The sequence below is a fragment of the Symbiobacterium terraclitae genome (assembly GCF_017874315.1).
GTDB lineage: Bacteria > Bacillota > Sulfobacillia > Symbiobacteriales > Symbiobacteriaceae > Symbiobacterium > Symbiobacterium terraclitae.
This window is the reverse complement of the sequence record NZ_JAGGLG010000011.1, coordinates 99646-112599: the sequence shown is the minus strand read 5'-3', so window position 1 is coordinate 112599 and position 12954 is coordinate 99646. Positions and strand designations below refer to the sequence as shown.

At 68.2% G+C, this 12954-nt stretch carries 13 protein-coding genes and 3 tRNA genes; 4 read left to right on the top strand and 12 right to left on the bottom strand.

Features of this window, described 5'->3' with window-relative positions:
* Nucleotides 1-332 precede the first annotated feature (332 nt).
* Nucleotides 333-590: a restriction endonuclease gene (locus J2Z79_RS19280; RefSeq protein ID WP_425353535.1), complete on the top strand. Its 258-nt coding sequence runs from the start codon at nucleotides 333-335 to the stop codon at nucleotides 588-590.
* Nucleotides 591-1185: 595 nt separating this feature from the next.
* Here the strand turns inward: J2Z79_RS19280 and J2Z79_RS08490 are convergent.
* The 4 genes from J2Z79_RS08490 to J2Z79_RS08475 form a co-directional block, all read right to left on the bottom strand.
* A tRNA-Ile gene (locus tag J2Z79_RS08490) sits at nucleotides 1186-1262 on the bottom strand.
* A 36-nt stretch (nucleotides 1263-1298) separates the two neighbouring features.
* Nucleotides 1299-1374 (bottom strand) — tRNA-Thr (locus tag J2Z79_RS08485).
* A 7-nt stretch (nucleotides 1375-1381) separates the two neighbouring features.
* Nucleotides 1382-1457, bottom strand: a tRNA-Lys gene (locus J2Z79_RS08480).
* 47 nt (nucleotides 1458-1504) lie between these two features.
* Complete coding sequence (locus J2Z79_RS08475; RefSeq protein ID WP_209466439.1) at nucleotides 1505-1807, bottom strand: hypothetical protein; 303 nt, start codon at nucleotides 1805-1807, stop codon at nucleotides 1505-1507.
* 167 nt (nucleotides 1808-1974) lie between these two features.
* Here J2Z79_RS08475 and J2Z79_RS08470 point away from each other — a divergent pair, with 167 nt between their 5' ends.
* Nucleotides 1975-2238 (top strand): hypothetical protein, encoded by a 264-nt coding sequence (locus J2Z79_RS08470; RefSeq protein WP_209466438.1) that lies wholly within the window; start codon nucleotides 1975-1977, stop codon nucleotides 2236-2238.
* A 14-nt stretch (nucleotides 2239-2252) separates the two neighbouring features.
* Here the strand turns inward: J2Z79_RS08470 and J2Z79_RS08465 are convergent, their stop codons facing one another.
* From J2Z79_RS08465 to J2Z79_RS19155, 4 genes are read right to left on the bottom strand one after another with little or no spacing between them, the layout of a single operon-like run.
* A complete protein-coding gene (locus J2Z79_RS08465; protein ID WP_209466437.1) occupies nucleotides 2253-3356 on the bottom strand; it encodes an AI-2E family transporter in 1104 nt (367 codons plus the stop codon).
* Between the two features lie 3 nt (nucleotides 3357-3359).
* Nucleotides 3360-3593 carry a YtxH domain-containing protein gene (locus J2Z79_RS08460; RefSeq protein WP_209466436.1) on the bottom strand — a complete coding sequence of 78 codons (234 nt, stop codon included), beginning with the start codon at nucleotides 3591-3593 and terminating at the stop codon, nucleotides 3360-3362.
* Between the two features lie 12 nt (nucleotides 3594-3605).
* Nucleotides 3606-3815: a hypothetical protein gene (locus tag J2Z79_RS08455; protein ID WP_209466435.1), complete on the bottom strand. Its 210-nt coding sequence runs from the start codon at nucleotides 3813-3815 to the stop codon at nucleotides 3606-3608.
* Nucleotides 3812-4294, bottom strand: coding sequence for a PRC-barrel domain-containing protein (locus tag J2Z79_RS19155; protein ID WP_209466434.1), 483 nt, complete (start codon nucleotides 4292-4294; stop codon nucleotides 3812-3814). The genes J2Z79_RS08455 and J2Z79_RS19155 overlap by 4 nt, the downstream gene beginning before the upstream one ends.
* Before the next feature lie 188 nt (nucleotides 4295-4482).
* On the opposite strand from J2Z79_RS19155, the gene J2Z79_RS08445 reads away from it, so the two are divergent.
* A complete protein-coding gene (locus tag J2Z79_RS08445; RefSeq protein ID WP_209466433.1) occupies nucleotides 4483-5319 on the top strand; it encodes a nucleotidyltransferase domain-containing protein in 837 nt (278 codons plus the stop codon).
* Between the two features lie 317 nt (nucleotides 5320-5636).
* Nucleotides 5637-6407 (top strand): hypothetical protein, encoded by a 771-nt coding sequence (locus J2Z79_RS08440; protein WP_209466432.1) that lies wholly within the window; start codon nucleotides 5637-5639, stop codon nucleotides 6405-6407.
* Nucleotides 6408-7912: 1505 nt separating this feature from the next.
* Here J2Z79_RS08440 and mnmA read toward each other — a convergent pair.
* From mnmA to J2Z79_RS08420, 4 genes are all read right to left on the bottom strand, one after another.
* On the bottom strand, nucleotides 7913-9010 hold the full coding sequence (gene mnmA / locus J2Z79_RS08435; RefSeq protein ID WP_209466431.1) for a tRNA 2-thiouridine(34) synthase MnmA: 1098 nt from the start codon (nucleotides 9008-9010) through the stop codon (nucleotides 7913-7915).
* Nucleotides 9011-9042: 32 nt separating this feature from the next.
* The gene (locus tag J2Z79_RS08430) at nucleotides 9043-10224 is read right to left on the bottom strand and encodes a cysteine desulfurase family protein (protein WP_209466430.1); all 1182 of its coding nucleotides are present in this window, start codon (nucleotides 10222-10224) and stop codon (nucleotides 9043-9045) included.
* Nucleotides 10225-10270: 46 nt separating this feature from the next.
* A complete protein-coding gene (locus tag J2Z79_RS08425; RefSeq protein WP_209466429.1) occupies nucleotides 10271-10711 on the bottom strand; it encodes an RrF2 family transcriptional regulator in 441 nt (146 codons plus the stop codon).
* Between the two features lie 95 nt (nucleotides 10712-10806).
* Complete coding sequence (locus J2Z79_RS08420; RefSeq protein WP_209466428.1) at nucleotides 10807-12939, bottom strand: peptidoglycan D,D-transpeptidase FtsI family protein; 2133 nt, start codon at nucleotides 12937-12939, stop codon at nucleotides 10807-10809.
* Nucleotides 12940-12954: the final 15 nt, after the last annotated feature.

The window sequence follows — 12954 nt, the reverse complement described above, 5'->3', positions numbered from 1 at the left end:
TCAGACAGCGCATGAAGAAGTAGGCACGATCGTTGATATCCAATCATTGGGAGTCTGCCCCTATCTCACGTGCGGTTACCCGGACAGGCTCCTAGCACTTCCAGACTTCGACATGCGATGTGGATGGGCTTTTCTTATTTCCAGCTAGGTGCGGGATTTAGGTGGCCACTAATGCCGATTCTAACGTGGCCAGTAACAGGTGTGTACCTCACTCAGGACGAGCTGGCCAAACCAGAGGTGTTGAGTGATGTCTTGAAGAGAGGACTGGGTCTTGAGCCCCCGGTCCCTGTGATGGCTGAGAAGGGTGAACGGTAGAGTCTAGAGAGTAGACTGTGAACAGCCAGATACCCCCACGGGCGTTCGTACCATTCGAGGAGTATATAGCATCCGTGTTCGAGTCCCACGGCTGTTCAGTAGAACTGACGACGCACACCCGTGACGGAGAATACGATATCATCGCCATTAGAGAGAATCCTCTGCCTTTGGACCTCAGAATTTCGCTCGGCGGTAGTTCATACAGCGAGATTTTCCCACGACGGATTTGCTCGTCTATCCGCCTCTTGATCTCAGAGAAACTGACTGGTACCTGAAGTCTCAAGCTCTCCCGCGTAAGAATACAGAGCCCTGCATACCTGCAGAGCTCTGTACCGTGTGAGAGTCCGGCTATACCCCTGGTTCTGTGCGCCTGCCTTACGGCCCGGCGTGATGATCATTTATCTCACGGCCCGACCAGACCGTGGTCCCGGATTACTCCTGGGACTGCGTCCTACCCGCGCTCGAGGCGCCTACTTGGACTTGCACCGTGGCGGAGATTGCCCGTGCCACTCCCCCGTCGCCGGGGGACCTCCGTCTCTCTAGCTCGTTACAGGTACAAGCGACTCGCCGTGGGGCGAGACCGCCTTCCCCATCGTCGGCTCGCGCCGCCAGGGCTTGCGCCCTGCGCCAACTTTCTTCCGGCTACAGGCCCTCAGGCGTCTGCAGGTGCAGACTCGGACTTCACCGAAAGCGGTGCCAGGAAGTTCCTCACCGGCCATCCGGGTGGAAACGGCTTGCGCCTCCCCATCTGCCCGGCGCGATCATCCACCGAACTCTCACGATATGAAGCTGTGGTCGGAAAGCGATTAGGTTATCATTGTATCCGAAACGAAGCGTGCCGTCCACCGGAAATGGCTGGACGGCACAGCATGGTGCGAGAGCCGAGATTCGAACTCGGGACCTCACGGTTATCAGCCGTGTGCTCTGGCCAACTGAGCTATCCTCGCACAAAGCGACCGCCTCCGTATCGGAAGCGGTCGCACTGGAGCTGATGACCGGGCTCGAACCGGTGACCTCGTCCTTACCAAGGACGTGCTCTACCTCCTGAGCTACATCAGCAGAAAGCTGGTGGACCGCGTAGGACTCGAACCTACAACCAGACGATTAAGAGTCGCCTGCTCTACCAATTGAGCTAGCGGTCCAAGCTGTGTCGCCGTGCGCTGGCTCGCCCGCCGAACGCAAAGATATTCTATCCGGTCGGCGGCTTCCTGTCAACACCCTCGACGGCCTCAACCGCTGCGCGCGAGTGGAAACACTGCGGCGCCGCCTGACGCAGCATGGCGTAGCACGTGCGGATCGCCTCGTCCAGACTCCAGCAGACCTGCGACCGGTGCAGATACGGGTCCATCTCGCTCTCGTGACCCAGCCAGACCCGGCTGCGGTAGGCCAGATGAGGCCGGACGCCCGGCAGCGCCTCCGCCATCACCATCAGCTGGGCCTGGTAGCCGTCAGGCAGGTCCAGGAACTGATCGAAAACCTTTCCCTCCTCCACGAGCCCGTCCTCCCCCTTCGTAATATGCTTACGTCTCGCTCGGGGGTAAAGTTCACGTTGGAGCGGCATAAGTACATCCTGTTCATCTCTGGATCATTCCGGTGCTTGTGCCCTTTCATTGGATATGAGTATAATGGTGGTAATGTAAACGATGAGGGGGACGAACGGTGGAAGAGATTCTCCGGGTCTACCGGGACCGTGCCTATACACTGCTGGCAGAGAACCGCGCTCAGGCCCGCGAGGGCATCGAGATCCTTGTTCGGGAGCGGCTGCCCGAGGTGGCGGCAGCGCTCAGGGCAGGCGGTGCGCCGCTCTCCACCGCCCAGCTGGACGCCCTCTACCACCAACTGCTCGACATCTCGTTCACGATGTTCTCGCTGGGCTACACCATGGCGCACACCGTGGATCAGCCCGCGAAGAGCCACGTATAGCGCAGCAGCCCGGCCTAACCGGCCGGGCCTTTCTCTTCCTCCGGCCGGGCGGCCGGAGCGGGCAGTACCTGCAGCGGGTGAACCTCCGTCAGCTGCTCCACGAGGAAGGTCCAGAGCACCCGCACGAGCCCGGCGACGGGCAGAGCGAGGATCAGCCCCCAGGGGCCGGCCAGGTAGCCGCCGGAGAGGACCACGAAGAGCACGACGATCGGATGCAGCCCCACCGAGGCGCCCATGATCTTGGGCGAGAGCACGGCGTTCTCCAGCTGCTGGATGAGCAGGAACGCCAGCGCCACCTGCATCCCCCGCCACGGGGAGTGGGCGATCCCGGAGAGCACCGCCGGCACCGCCCCCAGCATCGGCCCGACGTAGGGGATGAACTCCATCAGCCCCGCCCAGATGCCCAGCAGCACCGCGAAGCGCAGCCCCAGGAGCCCGCAGACCAGGGCGGCCAGCCCGCCTACCGCCAGGCCCAGCAGTACCTGGCCCCGGACGAAGCCGGAGATCACCCGGTCCAGGTCACGGAGCAGCCGGATGATGTCCTGCCGGTACCGCCGCGGCAGCGCCCGGACGAAGCGGTCCCGGAAGTAGTCCAGGTCCTTCAGCAGGTAGAACGCCAGGAAGGGGGCCAGGATCAGGCTGACCAGGAAGCCGGCAGCCGCCTCCAGGGTCTGGACGTCCACCAGCCGCCGGAGGGCGGCCACCGATCGGACCTCGATGTTGGTGATCGACCGGTCGAGGCTCTCCCGGAGCTCCGGCGGCAGCCCCGCGTCGCGCACCCAGCGCTGCAGGCCGTCGGCCATTTCGCGCGCCCGGGCGGAGTAGAGCGGGATCGACTCCGTCAGCCGCCGCACCTCCGTCAGCGCCGACGGCACCAGCTTCACGACCACCAGGGCGCCCGCCGCCGCCAGCACCGCATAGACCGCCAGGATCGCCCAGGCGCGCGGCAGACCGAGCCCGACCAATCCGCTCACCAGGGGCGCGAGGAGGTAGGCCAGCACCACCGCCAGGAGAAAGGGCGCCAGCACCGGGCGGATGGTCCAGAGCCCCCATAGGGTGGCCAGAGCCAGTCCGCTCAGCACCAGCGCCGCCAATACCCGCCGCCCACGCCGCGTCACGGGCTAGTTCGTGTCTCCCGGCATGACGTCCGACATGGCGTCGGCCACGGCGTCCGCCACCCTCTCGACCATTTCCTCGCCCCGGTCGCGCCACATCCGCCGCATCCTGTTGCCCATCCGGCCCATCTCCTGCATCATCGGCTGCCGCGTCTGCGGCGTGAGGGCGATCGCCAGGATCGCGCCCAGCGCCACGCCCGCCAGCATCCCCGAAATGAATGCGCCATTGCTGTACCGCATCGTGTTCATCTCCTATCGACGACGTTCGTGGGTCGGCCCGGTCAACACCGACGCAGCCTCCCCCTGGTAATCCTCGGCGGCGACCAGATCCCCGCCGGGGTCCAGGTGGTAGATGCGCACGGCGCCGCGTGCGGTGTTGAACTCGACGCAGCAGTCCCAGCAGTAGTATTGCTCGGAACCGACGCGGCCGATACTGCGCCCGCCGCAGTTTGGACACCTCATCCCAGCAGCCCCCCTTCAGCCTCGTGCGCGGCGTCCAGCACGATCGCCCCCTCGCCGGCGATGGCCGGCCCGCTCAGGGGGAGGATCGCCTTGCCGCTCAACAGGTCGTCCACGAAGCCACGGGAGAGCTGAAAGGCCTGGATCTGCCCCGTGCTGGGCTCGTAGTGCAGGTCGTCCAGCGTCCCCAGCTCCTCGCCGGAGCCGTCCAGCACAGGCAGCCCCGTCAGGGCCGAGCCGCAGCGGGTCGCCTCCTCGTCCTCGAGGTAGCGCTCCTCCGCCAGCACGCACGTGGCGCCGATGCCGCGCACCGCCCGGTAGTCCAGCACCCTCCTGCGGCTGAAGAGGCCGCCGTTCTCCAGCACCAGCCCGCACAGCCTGAGGCCGTCCCGGCTCACCAGCAGCTCCTGCACCCGCCCAATGGGCTTCATCTGCGGCCCCGCCAGCACCGGCAGCCCGATGAGATCACTCGCCCTGAGCACGTCTGTACCGATCCCTCGCTCACCGGACTTGCGATCGTCCTGTCTTGACTACCAGTCTGCCCCAAGCCCGCCCGGGAAAATCATGCTCCGCCGGGCGGGGCGGGCGTAACCCCCGGGGGCTCAAGTGCGTTGAGATGGGCAGAGGCGGCATGAGGTTTCAGCCTTCCCCGACTGGAGGGGCACCGCACATGGAGCATCTGGAGGGACGAGTTGCACGCCTGTGGACTGCGCTGGCGAAGGACAGCCGCATCACCGGCATCTGGCTGGAGGGGAGCCTCGCCAGAGGGGATGCGGACCGGTATTCCGATATCGACCTGCACGCCCTGGTGCGCCCCGATCTCGCCCCCGACGCCGTGAGCCAGCTCATGAAGGAGCTGCCCCGGATCCTCGAGGCGGCCGGCAAGGTGGTCTTCCTGCGGCCGGGGCCGGGGAACATATCCACCGGCATGCTGGAGGACGGCACCCGATTCGACGTCGTCCTCGAGACCGACGCGGACCTGCAGCGGCCCCGGGGAGCGTTCCGCATCCTGTTCGAGCGGCAGGAGGGAGCCCCGGAGGCCCGAGGGGGCCTGGGGGGCCTGAGGCGGAGCGACGCTCTACCTGCACCGAATCCGACCCGCGTGGCCTCGCAGGTGACCGAGTTCTGGCGCTGCCTCAGCCTCCTGCCGGCCGTGCTGGGCCGGGGCGAGCTGGTGGTGGCCACCCAGGGCCATGCGCTCATGCTCGGCATCGCCGGCGAGATCCTCATGGCTTCCGTCGGCAAGGTCCGGCAGACGGGGGCGAAGCGGCTCAACGTCTATCTGCCGGCTGACCTCAGGCAGGCGCTGGAGGAGGCGATCCCCTCGGGTGCGACGGCGCAGGCCCTGGCGGCTGCCCAGCTCCGGCTGGCCCGGCTCGTGCAGGGTGCCGGGCGGCGCTGCGCCGAGCGCTACTCGTTCGCTTATCCAGAGGAGTTCGAGGCCGCGGTGCTGCGGTACGTCGAGGACGAACTGCTGCGACTGGGTTTGGACGTGGCCAGCGGTTGATCGGGTCGCACGCCTCGATGGCGGACCGCAGCAACCCGGGCCGGACGGGGCCAGTAGTGATCGGGTCCCGCGCCTCTATGGCGGACCGAAGCAGCTCGTGCCGGACATGGCCGGCGGTTGATCGGGTCCCGCGCCTCCATGGCGGACCGAAGCGACCCGGGCCGGACGGGGCCGGCATTTGATCGGGCCTGCGCGTCGTTGGCGGACCGAAGCGACCCGGGCCGGACGGGGCCGGCGGTTGGTCGGGCCCGGGCGTCGCTCCGGATGCCGGAATTGGTCGCCGCCACCCCGCGCGTCCCACTCAAGGAGGTATGGCCGTGGTGCGAAACGGATATGCGCCGCAGCGGCTGGTCGCCGGGCTGCTCGTCACAGCAGCGGCGCTCTATGGCTGCGGCTCGTCACTTCCCCCTGCTGACCCCGCCCCGCAGTCGGTCGTGGCGAACGGCTCGCCGACTGCCCCTGACACCCCGCCGGCACCAGCGAGCGGCAACAAGGCAGCGGCTGACCCCGGCGAACCAGCCGCCTCCACCGACGGCGCGGTGCCGGCGGTCGGTCCTGGGGGTCAGGCGTCCCAGATCGGGGGCGTGATCCCCTTCAAGGGTGAGTTCGGCGGGGTGCTCTTCAAGGACCAGGTGGAGGCCGCGGAAATGGGCTGCCCGCCCGGGGGGCCTGTCCACGAGGTCGGGGCGGATGCGGTGGACTCGCCGCTGATCTTTCGGGCAGACTTCCTGGGGCCCGAGTGGCGGGTGACCGGCGGGGACCAGGTGGCGCTCTGCGGGGACCGCCCGATCTCCTTTGCGATCACCGCGTACGCCGAGAGCGGCGGGCACGTGAAGGAACTGAACATCAGCCGCTTCGCCGGCCGTGCAACCACCGCCACAGGCGATCCCGTGGAGGCCTACCAGGAGATCACCGTGGGCGACAAGCCCGCCGTGCTGATCCAGCGGCACCCGCTGCCTGGCACGAACCCGGGCGACGAGCACACCTACTGGGAACTGGTGATCCTCGAGGAGTTCGGCACTAGCGTGATCTCGGCGCGGTGGATCACCCGCGACGAGTTGCTCGCAGTCGCCGGGCAACTACCGTAGGGACGGGGTAGTGCCCGGGCGCATTGCGCTCTGTTCGCACTTGGTGTTGATGGCGGACAGGGCGGCGCCCGGGCTCTTTGTGCTCTGTTCGCATTCAATGTGGATGGCCGACGGGGCCGTGCTCCCGGGTGCATTGCCCTCTGTTCGCAATCACTGTGGATGGCCGACGAGGCCGTGCTCCCGGGTGCATTGCCCTCTGTTCGCAATCACTGTGGGTGGCCGACGAGGCCGTGCTCCCGGGTGCATTGCCCTCTGTTCGCAATCACTGTGGATGGCCGACGGGGCAGCGCCCCCGGGTGCACTGCCCTCTGTTCGCAATCACTGTGGATGGCCGACGAGGCCGTGCTCCCGGGTGCATTGCCCTCTGTTCGCAATCACTGTGGGTGGCCGACGAGGCCGTGCTCCCGGGTGCATTGCCCTCTGTTCGCAATCACTGGGGATGGCCGACGGGGCGGTGCTCCCGGGTGCCTTGCCCTCTGTTCGCATTCAGTGTGGATGGCGCGCTCAGCGGTCGACGGGCACGCTTCGCTTCTGCTGGCCGTGAAAAAGCGGCAGCGATCCCAGAGTTGGGACCGCAGCCATTTCAGGACTGGGGTGCGGTGAACTCCACCCGGGCGGCCGTGCAGTGAACTCCACCACAGGCGGCCTTTTTGTGGTCGCAATCCTCGCGGTCATCAACAGCAAATGCGAATAGAACCCAATGCGGCCGCATGCGGACCCGCACGAGCGGCGGTTTCCTTCACGCCGCGATGGTTGCACCCGGCAATGACCAGGCTGAAACGACCGGTAGGTCACAACCTTGAGGGTCATCAACAGCAGATGCGAACAGAACCCAATGCCGCGGGATGAGGACCCGCACGAGCGGCGGTTTCCGTCACGCCGCGACGGTCGCAACCGGTAATGACTAGGCTGAGACGACCGGCAGGTCACCACCTTGAGGGTCATCAACAGCAGATGCGAACAGAGCCCAATGCGGCGGCATGGAGGACCCACACGGGGCGGCGATTTTCTTCACGTCGCGACAATCTACCCGGCAACGACTAGTCTCAAACGACCGCCGGATCGCCATCTTGGTGGTCATCAACAGCAGATGCGAACAGAACCCAATGCGGCGGCACGGGGACACCTACACGGGGCGGCGATTTCCTTCACGTCGCGACAACCCACCCGGCAGCGACTAGGCTGAAGCGACCGGCGGAGCGCCATCCTGGTGGTCATCAACAGCAGATGCGAACAGAACCCAATGCGGCGGCACGGGGACACCTACACGGGGCGGCGATTTCCTTCACGTCGCGACAATCCACCCGGCAGCGACTAGGCTGAAACGACCGGCAGATCGCCATCTTGGGGGTCATCAACAGCAGATGCGAACAGAACCCAATGCCGCGGCATGAGGACCCGCACGGGCGGCGCGGGTCGCCACCTTGGGGGTCATCAACAGCACACAGGCATCCACCGCGCAACGAGCCGCCGGGTCACGCCCCGGCGGCTCTCTCATGACACGCCTACAAAATCGCCTTGTCGATCGTGCCGCCGCCCAGCACCCAGTTGCCCTCGTAGAAGACCACCGCCTGGCCGGGTGTGATGGCCCGCTGGGGCCGGTCGAACTCCACCCGCACGGCGCCGTCGCTCAGCGGGTAGACGGTGCACTCCGCCTCGGGGGCCATGCGCCGGATCTTCGCCCGGCAGCGGCGGGGGAAGCGGAGGTCCGGGATCGCGATCCAGTTCAGGTCCGAGGCGACGAGGCCACCCCGGTAGGTTTCCTCGTCCTCGCCCACGATCAGGGCGTTGCGCTCCACGTCCAGCTCGGTGACGTAGACCGGCCGGGAGGTCGTCAGGCCGAGGCCCTTCCGCTGCCCCACGGTGTAGAGCGGCAGCCCCTGGTGCTGGCCGATCACCTCTCCCCGCGTGTTCAGGATCGGCCCGGGCACGATGGCCTCCGGCACCCGCTCCTTGAGGAAGCGGCCGTAGTCGTTGTCGTAGACGAAGCAGATCTCCTGCGAGTCGGGCTTGTCGGCGGTGACGAAGCCGTACTTGGCCGCCAGCGCCCGCACCTCGGACTTCTCCATCCCCCCGACGGGGAAGAGCGTGTGGGCCAGGGCGTCCTGCGTGAGGTTGTGCAGCACGTAGGTCTGGTCCTTGCGGGCATCGGCCGACTTGCCCAGCAGCCAGCGGCCCGGGTAGCGGTCGTCCCGGCCGATCACGGCGTAGTGGCCGGTGGCCACGTAGTCGCACTCCAGCTGGCGGGCCTTCTCCAGGAATGCCGAGAACTTCACGTACCGGTTGCAGGCGATGCAGGGGTTCGGCGTGCGGCCCCGGGAGTACTCCTTGATGAAGTAGTCGATCACCGTGCCGGCGAACTGCCCCTGGAAGTTCATCACGTAGTACGGGATGCCCAGCTTGTGGGCGACGGAGCGGGCGTCCTCCACTGCGGCCAGGGAGCAGCAGCCCGAGTGCTGGTTCATCTGAATCTCTTCCGGAATGTCGTCGGTCCAGGTGTTCATCGTGACGCCGATCACCTCGTAGCCCTGCTCCACCAGGAGCGCGGCCGCCACCGAGGAGTCGACGCCGCCGGACATCGCCATCAGGACCCGCTTGGCCATAGTCGCCCACCCCCTCTCACGCAAGCGCCGGGTCAGCGACCCGGCGCGGCCAGCTTTCTCAAGTATTCCACCGATCGGGCGAACTCTGCGATCACGTAGTCGATGTCCTCCGCCGTGTTCTCCTCCCCGAAGGAGAAGCGCAGCGACGACTGCGCCTCGTCCCGGCTGCAGCCCACGGCCAGCAGCACGTGGCTGGGCTCCAGCGAGCCCGAGGTGCAGGCGGATCCCGACGAGGCGCAGATGCCGGCCATGTCGAGCCGAAGCAGCATCGCCTCGCCCTCGACGCCCTCCACCGAGACGTTGGCGTTTCCGGGGTGGCGCAGCTCGGGGTGAAGGAACGGGTCGACGCCGTTGAGCCGCACGCCCTCGATGGCCAGGACGCCCCTCAGGAAACGGTCCCGCATCTCCCGGGCGTGGGCCGCCCGCCGGTCCAGCTCCCGGGCGGCGATCTCGGCCGCGAGGCCGAAGCCGACGATGCCGGGCACGTTCTCGGTGCCCGCCCGCATCTTCCGCTCCTGCCCGCCGCCGACGGTGAGGCCGCGCCCGAAGCGGAAGCCCTTGCGCACGTAGAGGGCGCCGACGCCCTTGGGGCCGTAGATCTTGTGGCTGGAGATCGAGAGCAGGTCCACGCCGAGGCGGTTCACGTCCAGCGGGATGTAGCCGGCCGCCTGGACTGCGTCGGTGTGGAAGATGACGTCCGGGTCCTTCGCTTTGGCGGCGGCGCAGAGGCCGGCGATGTCGTGCACCGTGCCGATCTCGTTATTCACGGCCATGACGGAGATCAGCACGGTGGTCGGCCGCATGGCCTCCAGCAGGGCCTCGGGCCGGATGATGCCCGTTCCGGGCTCCACCTCCAGCAGGGTCACCTCGTAGCCCTCGCGCCCGAGCGCCTCGGCCGCGTCCAGCACGGCGTGGTGCTCGTAGGGCGTGATGATCAGGTGGTTGCCCTTGGCCCGGTTGGCCTCCAGCGCCCCGCGCAGGGCCCAGTTGTCGGCCTCGGTGCCGCCGCTGGTGAAGAAGATCTCCGCCGGCCGGGCGCCCAGCAGCGCAGCCACCTGGGCGCGCGCCTCCTCGACGCCCTTGCGCGCCTTGCGGCCGACGGCGTGGATGGACGAGGGGTTGCCGTACAGCTCCGTCAGGTACTCGTAGACGCGCCGGGCCACCTCCGGATGACACCGGGTGGTCGCGGCGTGATCGCAGTAGACCGTCCGCATCGTCGTCCTCCTCCTCGGCACGGGCAGCCGCAGCCGGCACGCGGGGTCAGATGTGGTACATCGGGTTCTGCTGCTCCGCCATCGCCTGGTCCACCAGGTCCTGCAGGGTGATGGAGTCGATGACGGCGATGATCTGCTTCGTCACCCGCTCCCACACCCCGTGCACGGGGCAGGAGCCGGCGCACTCGGGGTCGGGCTCCCCCTCCGTGGCGCAGTCGGTGAAGCCCACCGGCCCCTCCAGCACCCGGATGACGTCGCCCACCGTGATCTGGCTGGCGGGGCGGGCCAGCATGTAGCCGCCCTGGGCCCCGCGCACGGCGGTGATGATCCCCGCCCGGCGCAGCGGCGCCGCCAGTTGCTCCAGGTAGTGCTCGGAAAGGCCCTGGCGCTCGGCGATGGTCTTCAGCGACACGGGGCCCGCGCCCTCGTGCATCGCCAGCTCGAAGCACGCCTTCACGCCATACTTGCCCTTGGTCGAGAGTTTCACTCCGATCGCCCCCAATTCCGAGCAAATCTCTCGGATTCGATACCCTCAGTGTACCCGGGAGCAAACCCGAGTGTCAAGGGCGGATTACTTTCGCATCACGGCCGGACGGTGGAGAGGCGCAGCGTGACCACGCTGCCCGCCTCGACCGGCGTGCCCACCGCCGGGCTCTGCTCGGCCACGAAGCCCGCGCCGCCGGCCTGCTTCAGCGAGAGGCCCAGCTCCGCCGCCAGGCGGCTCGCGTCGGCCAGGGTCAGACCGCGGAAGTCCGGCAGCATCACCTCGGCCGGGACCAGCGGGGCCAGCGTCAGCTCCACCTCGCTGCCCGGCTCCGCCTGGCTCCCCGGCGCCAGCGACTGGGCGGCCACCACCGCCCCCTCGCCGCTCAGGCGGGGCCTGAGGCCGGCGTCGGCCAAGCGCTGGGCGGCCCAGCCCACCGGCAGGTAGCGGGCGTCGGGCACCGCCACCTTCGCCTTCTCCTTATCCTCGGCCTGCGGCGCGGCCGGCTCAGCCGCCGTCTCTGCGACGGGGTTGTCCGGCGGCACGCCCAGGGTGCGCAGCACGATGGGCATCAGCTTGGCGAAGAGCGGCGCGGCGATGGTGCCGCCGTAGCCGGGGGGCTTCGGCTCGTCGATCAGGACGAACATGGCCACCCGGGGGTCGCTGGCCGGGGCGAAGCCCAGGAAGTCGCCCAGGCCCCGCTCCTTCTCCACGCCGCCCTCGAACTTCTGCGCCGTGCCGGTCTTGCCGCCGGCGGTGTAGCCCGGCACCCGGGCCTGGTGATACGCCTTCTCGATCACGCTCACCATCAGCTCGCGCACCTCGGCCGCGGTCTGCTCGCTGATCACCGTGCGCAGGGGCTCGGTGGTGGCGGTCCAGACGACGTTCCCGTCCGCGTCCCGCAGCTCCCGCACCAGGTGGGGCCGCACCAGCCGGCCGCCGTTGGCGAAGACCGCCGCCGCCCGCACCATCTGCAGCGGCGTCACCTCCAGGTGCTGGCCGATGTACATGTTCGCCCAGTCGATGGCGCGCTTCTCCTCCCAGCCGGCGAGGCCGGTGGCCGCGCTCTCGTGGGGGAAGTCGAGCCCGGTGGGCTCGGTGAAGCCGAAGGCCTGCACGTACCGCTGGAAGGTCTCGTGCGGGATGCGCTGCCCCACCTGGATCAGGCCGACGTTGCTGGAGGTCTGCAGCAGCTCGGCGATGGTCATGAGCCGCGGCTCCACGGGCACGGAGCGGTCCCAGTTCCAGATGGTCCAGCCGTCGATCTCCAGCTGGCCGGAGTCCGGGATCAGCGTGTCCAGGTCCAGCAGCCCCTCCTCCAGGGCGATGGCGGTGGTGACGGTCTTGAAGCTGGAGCCCGGCGGCAGGGGCGTGACGGCCCAGTTGGTGATCCGCTCCGCGTCCAGCGTGCCGTCAGGCTTCAGCCAGGTGTCGCGGTCGCTCAGGTTGGCGCCGGGGCGCATCGCCATCGCCAGGATCTCGCCCGTGTGCACGTCCATGGCGATGGCCAGGGCGCGCTTGGCGTCCTCCTGCGCGATCACCTCGTCCAGCGCCTCCTCGAAGACGCGCTGGAGGTAGGCATCCAGCGTCAGCACGGCGGTCAGGCCGTCCTGAGCCGGGGTGTTGCTCTTCACGGTGCCGGCGATGGGGGCGTTGTCGTAGGTCATCTCCGCCCGGACGAAGCCCTCCACGCCCCGCAGGTGCTCCTCGTACTGCGCCTCGAGGCCGTAGATGCCCACGCCCCGGTCGTCCAGGTAGCCGATGATCTGGTTGGCGACGTCGCCCTGCGGGTAGATGCGCTCGCTGCTCTCCACCAGCGCGATGCCCGGCAGCCGCTCCTTCCGGATCGCCTCGGCGGTGGCGAGGTCCACGCCCCGGGCCAGCACCAGGTACTGGGAGTCCGCGTTCTCCGCCAGCCGCCGCTCGAGGCTGGCCGCGTCCGCGCCCAGCAAGGGGGCGAGCGCAGCCGCCACCGAGGCGAAGTTCTTGGCCTCCATGTGGAAGGGCGAGGCCACCACGTCCCGCTGGGGGATGGAGACGGCCAGCGGCCGCCCGGAGCGGTCGACCAGCGCGCCGCGCACGGGCTTGTACGAGGCCTCCTGCAGCCGGCGGGCCTCCTCACGGGCGAGCACCTCGTCGGCCCGCACCAGCTGGAACCAGGCGAGGCGCCCGATCATCGCCAGCAGGAGCGCCAGCAGCACGGTCCGCAGGAACTTGGTGCGACGGCGCATGGGGCTCACCTCCGC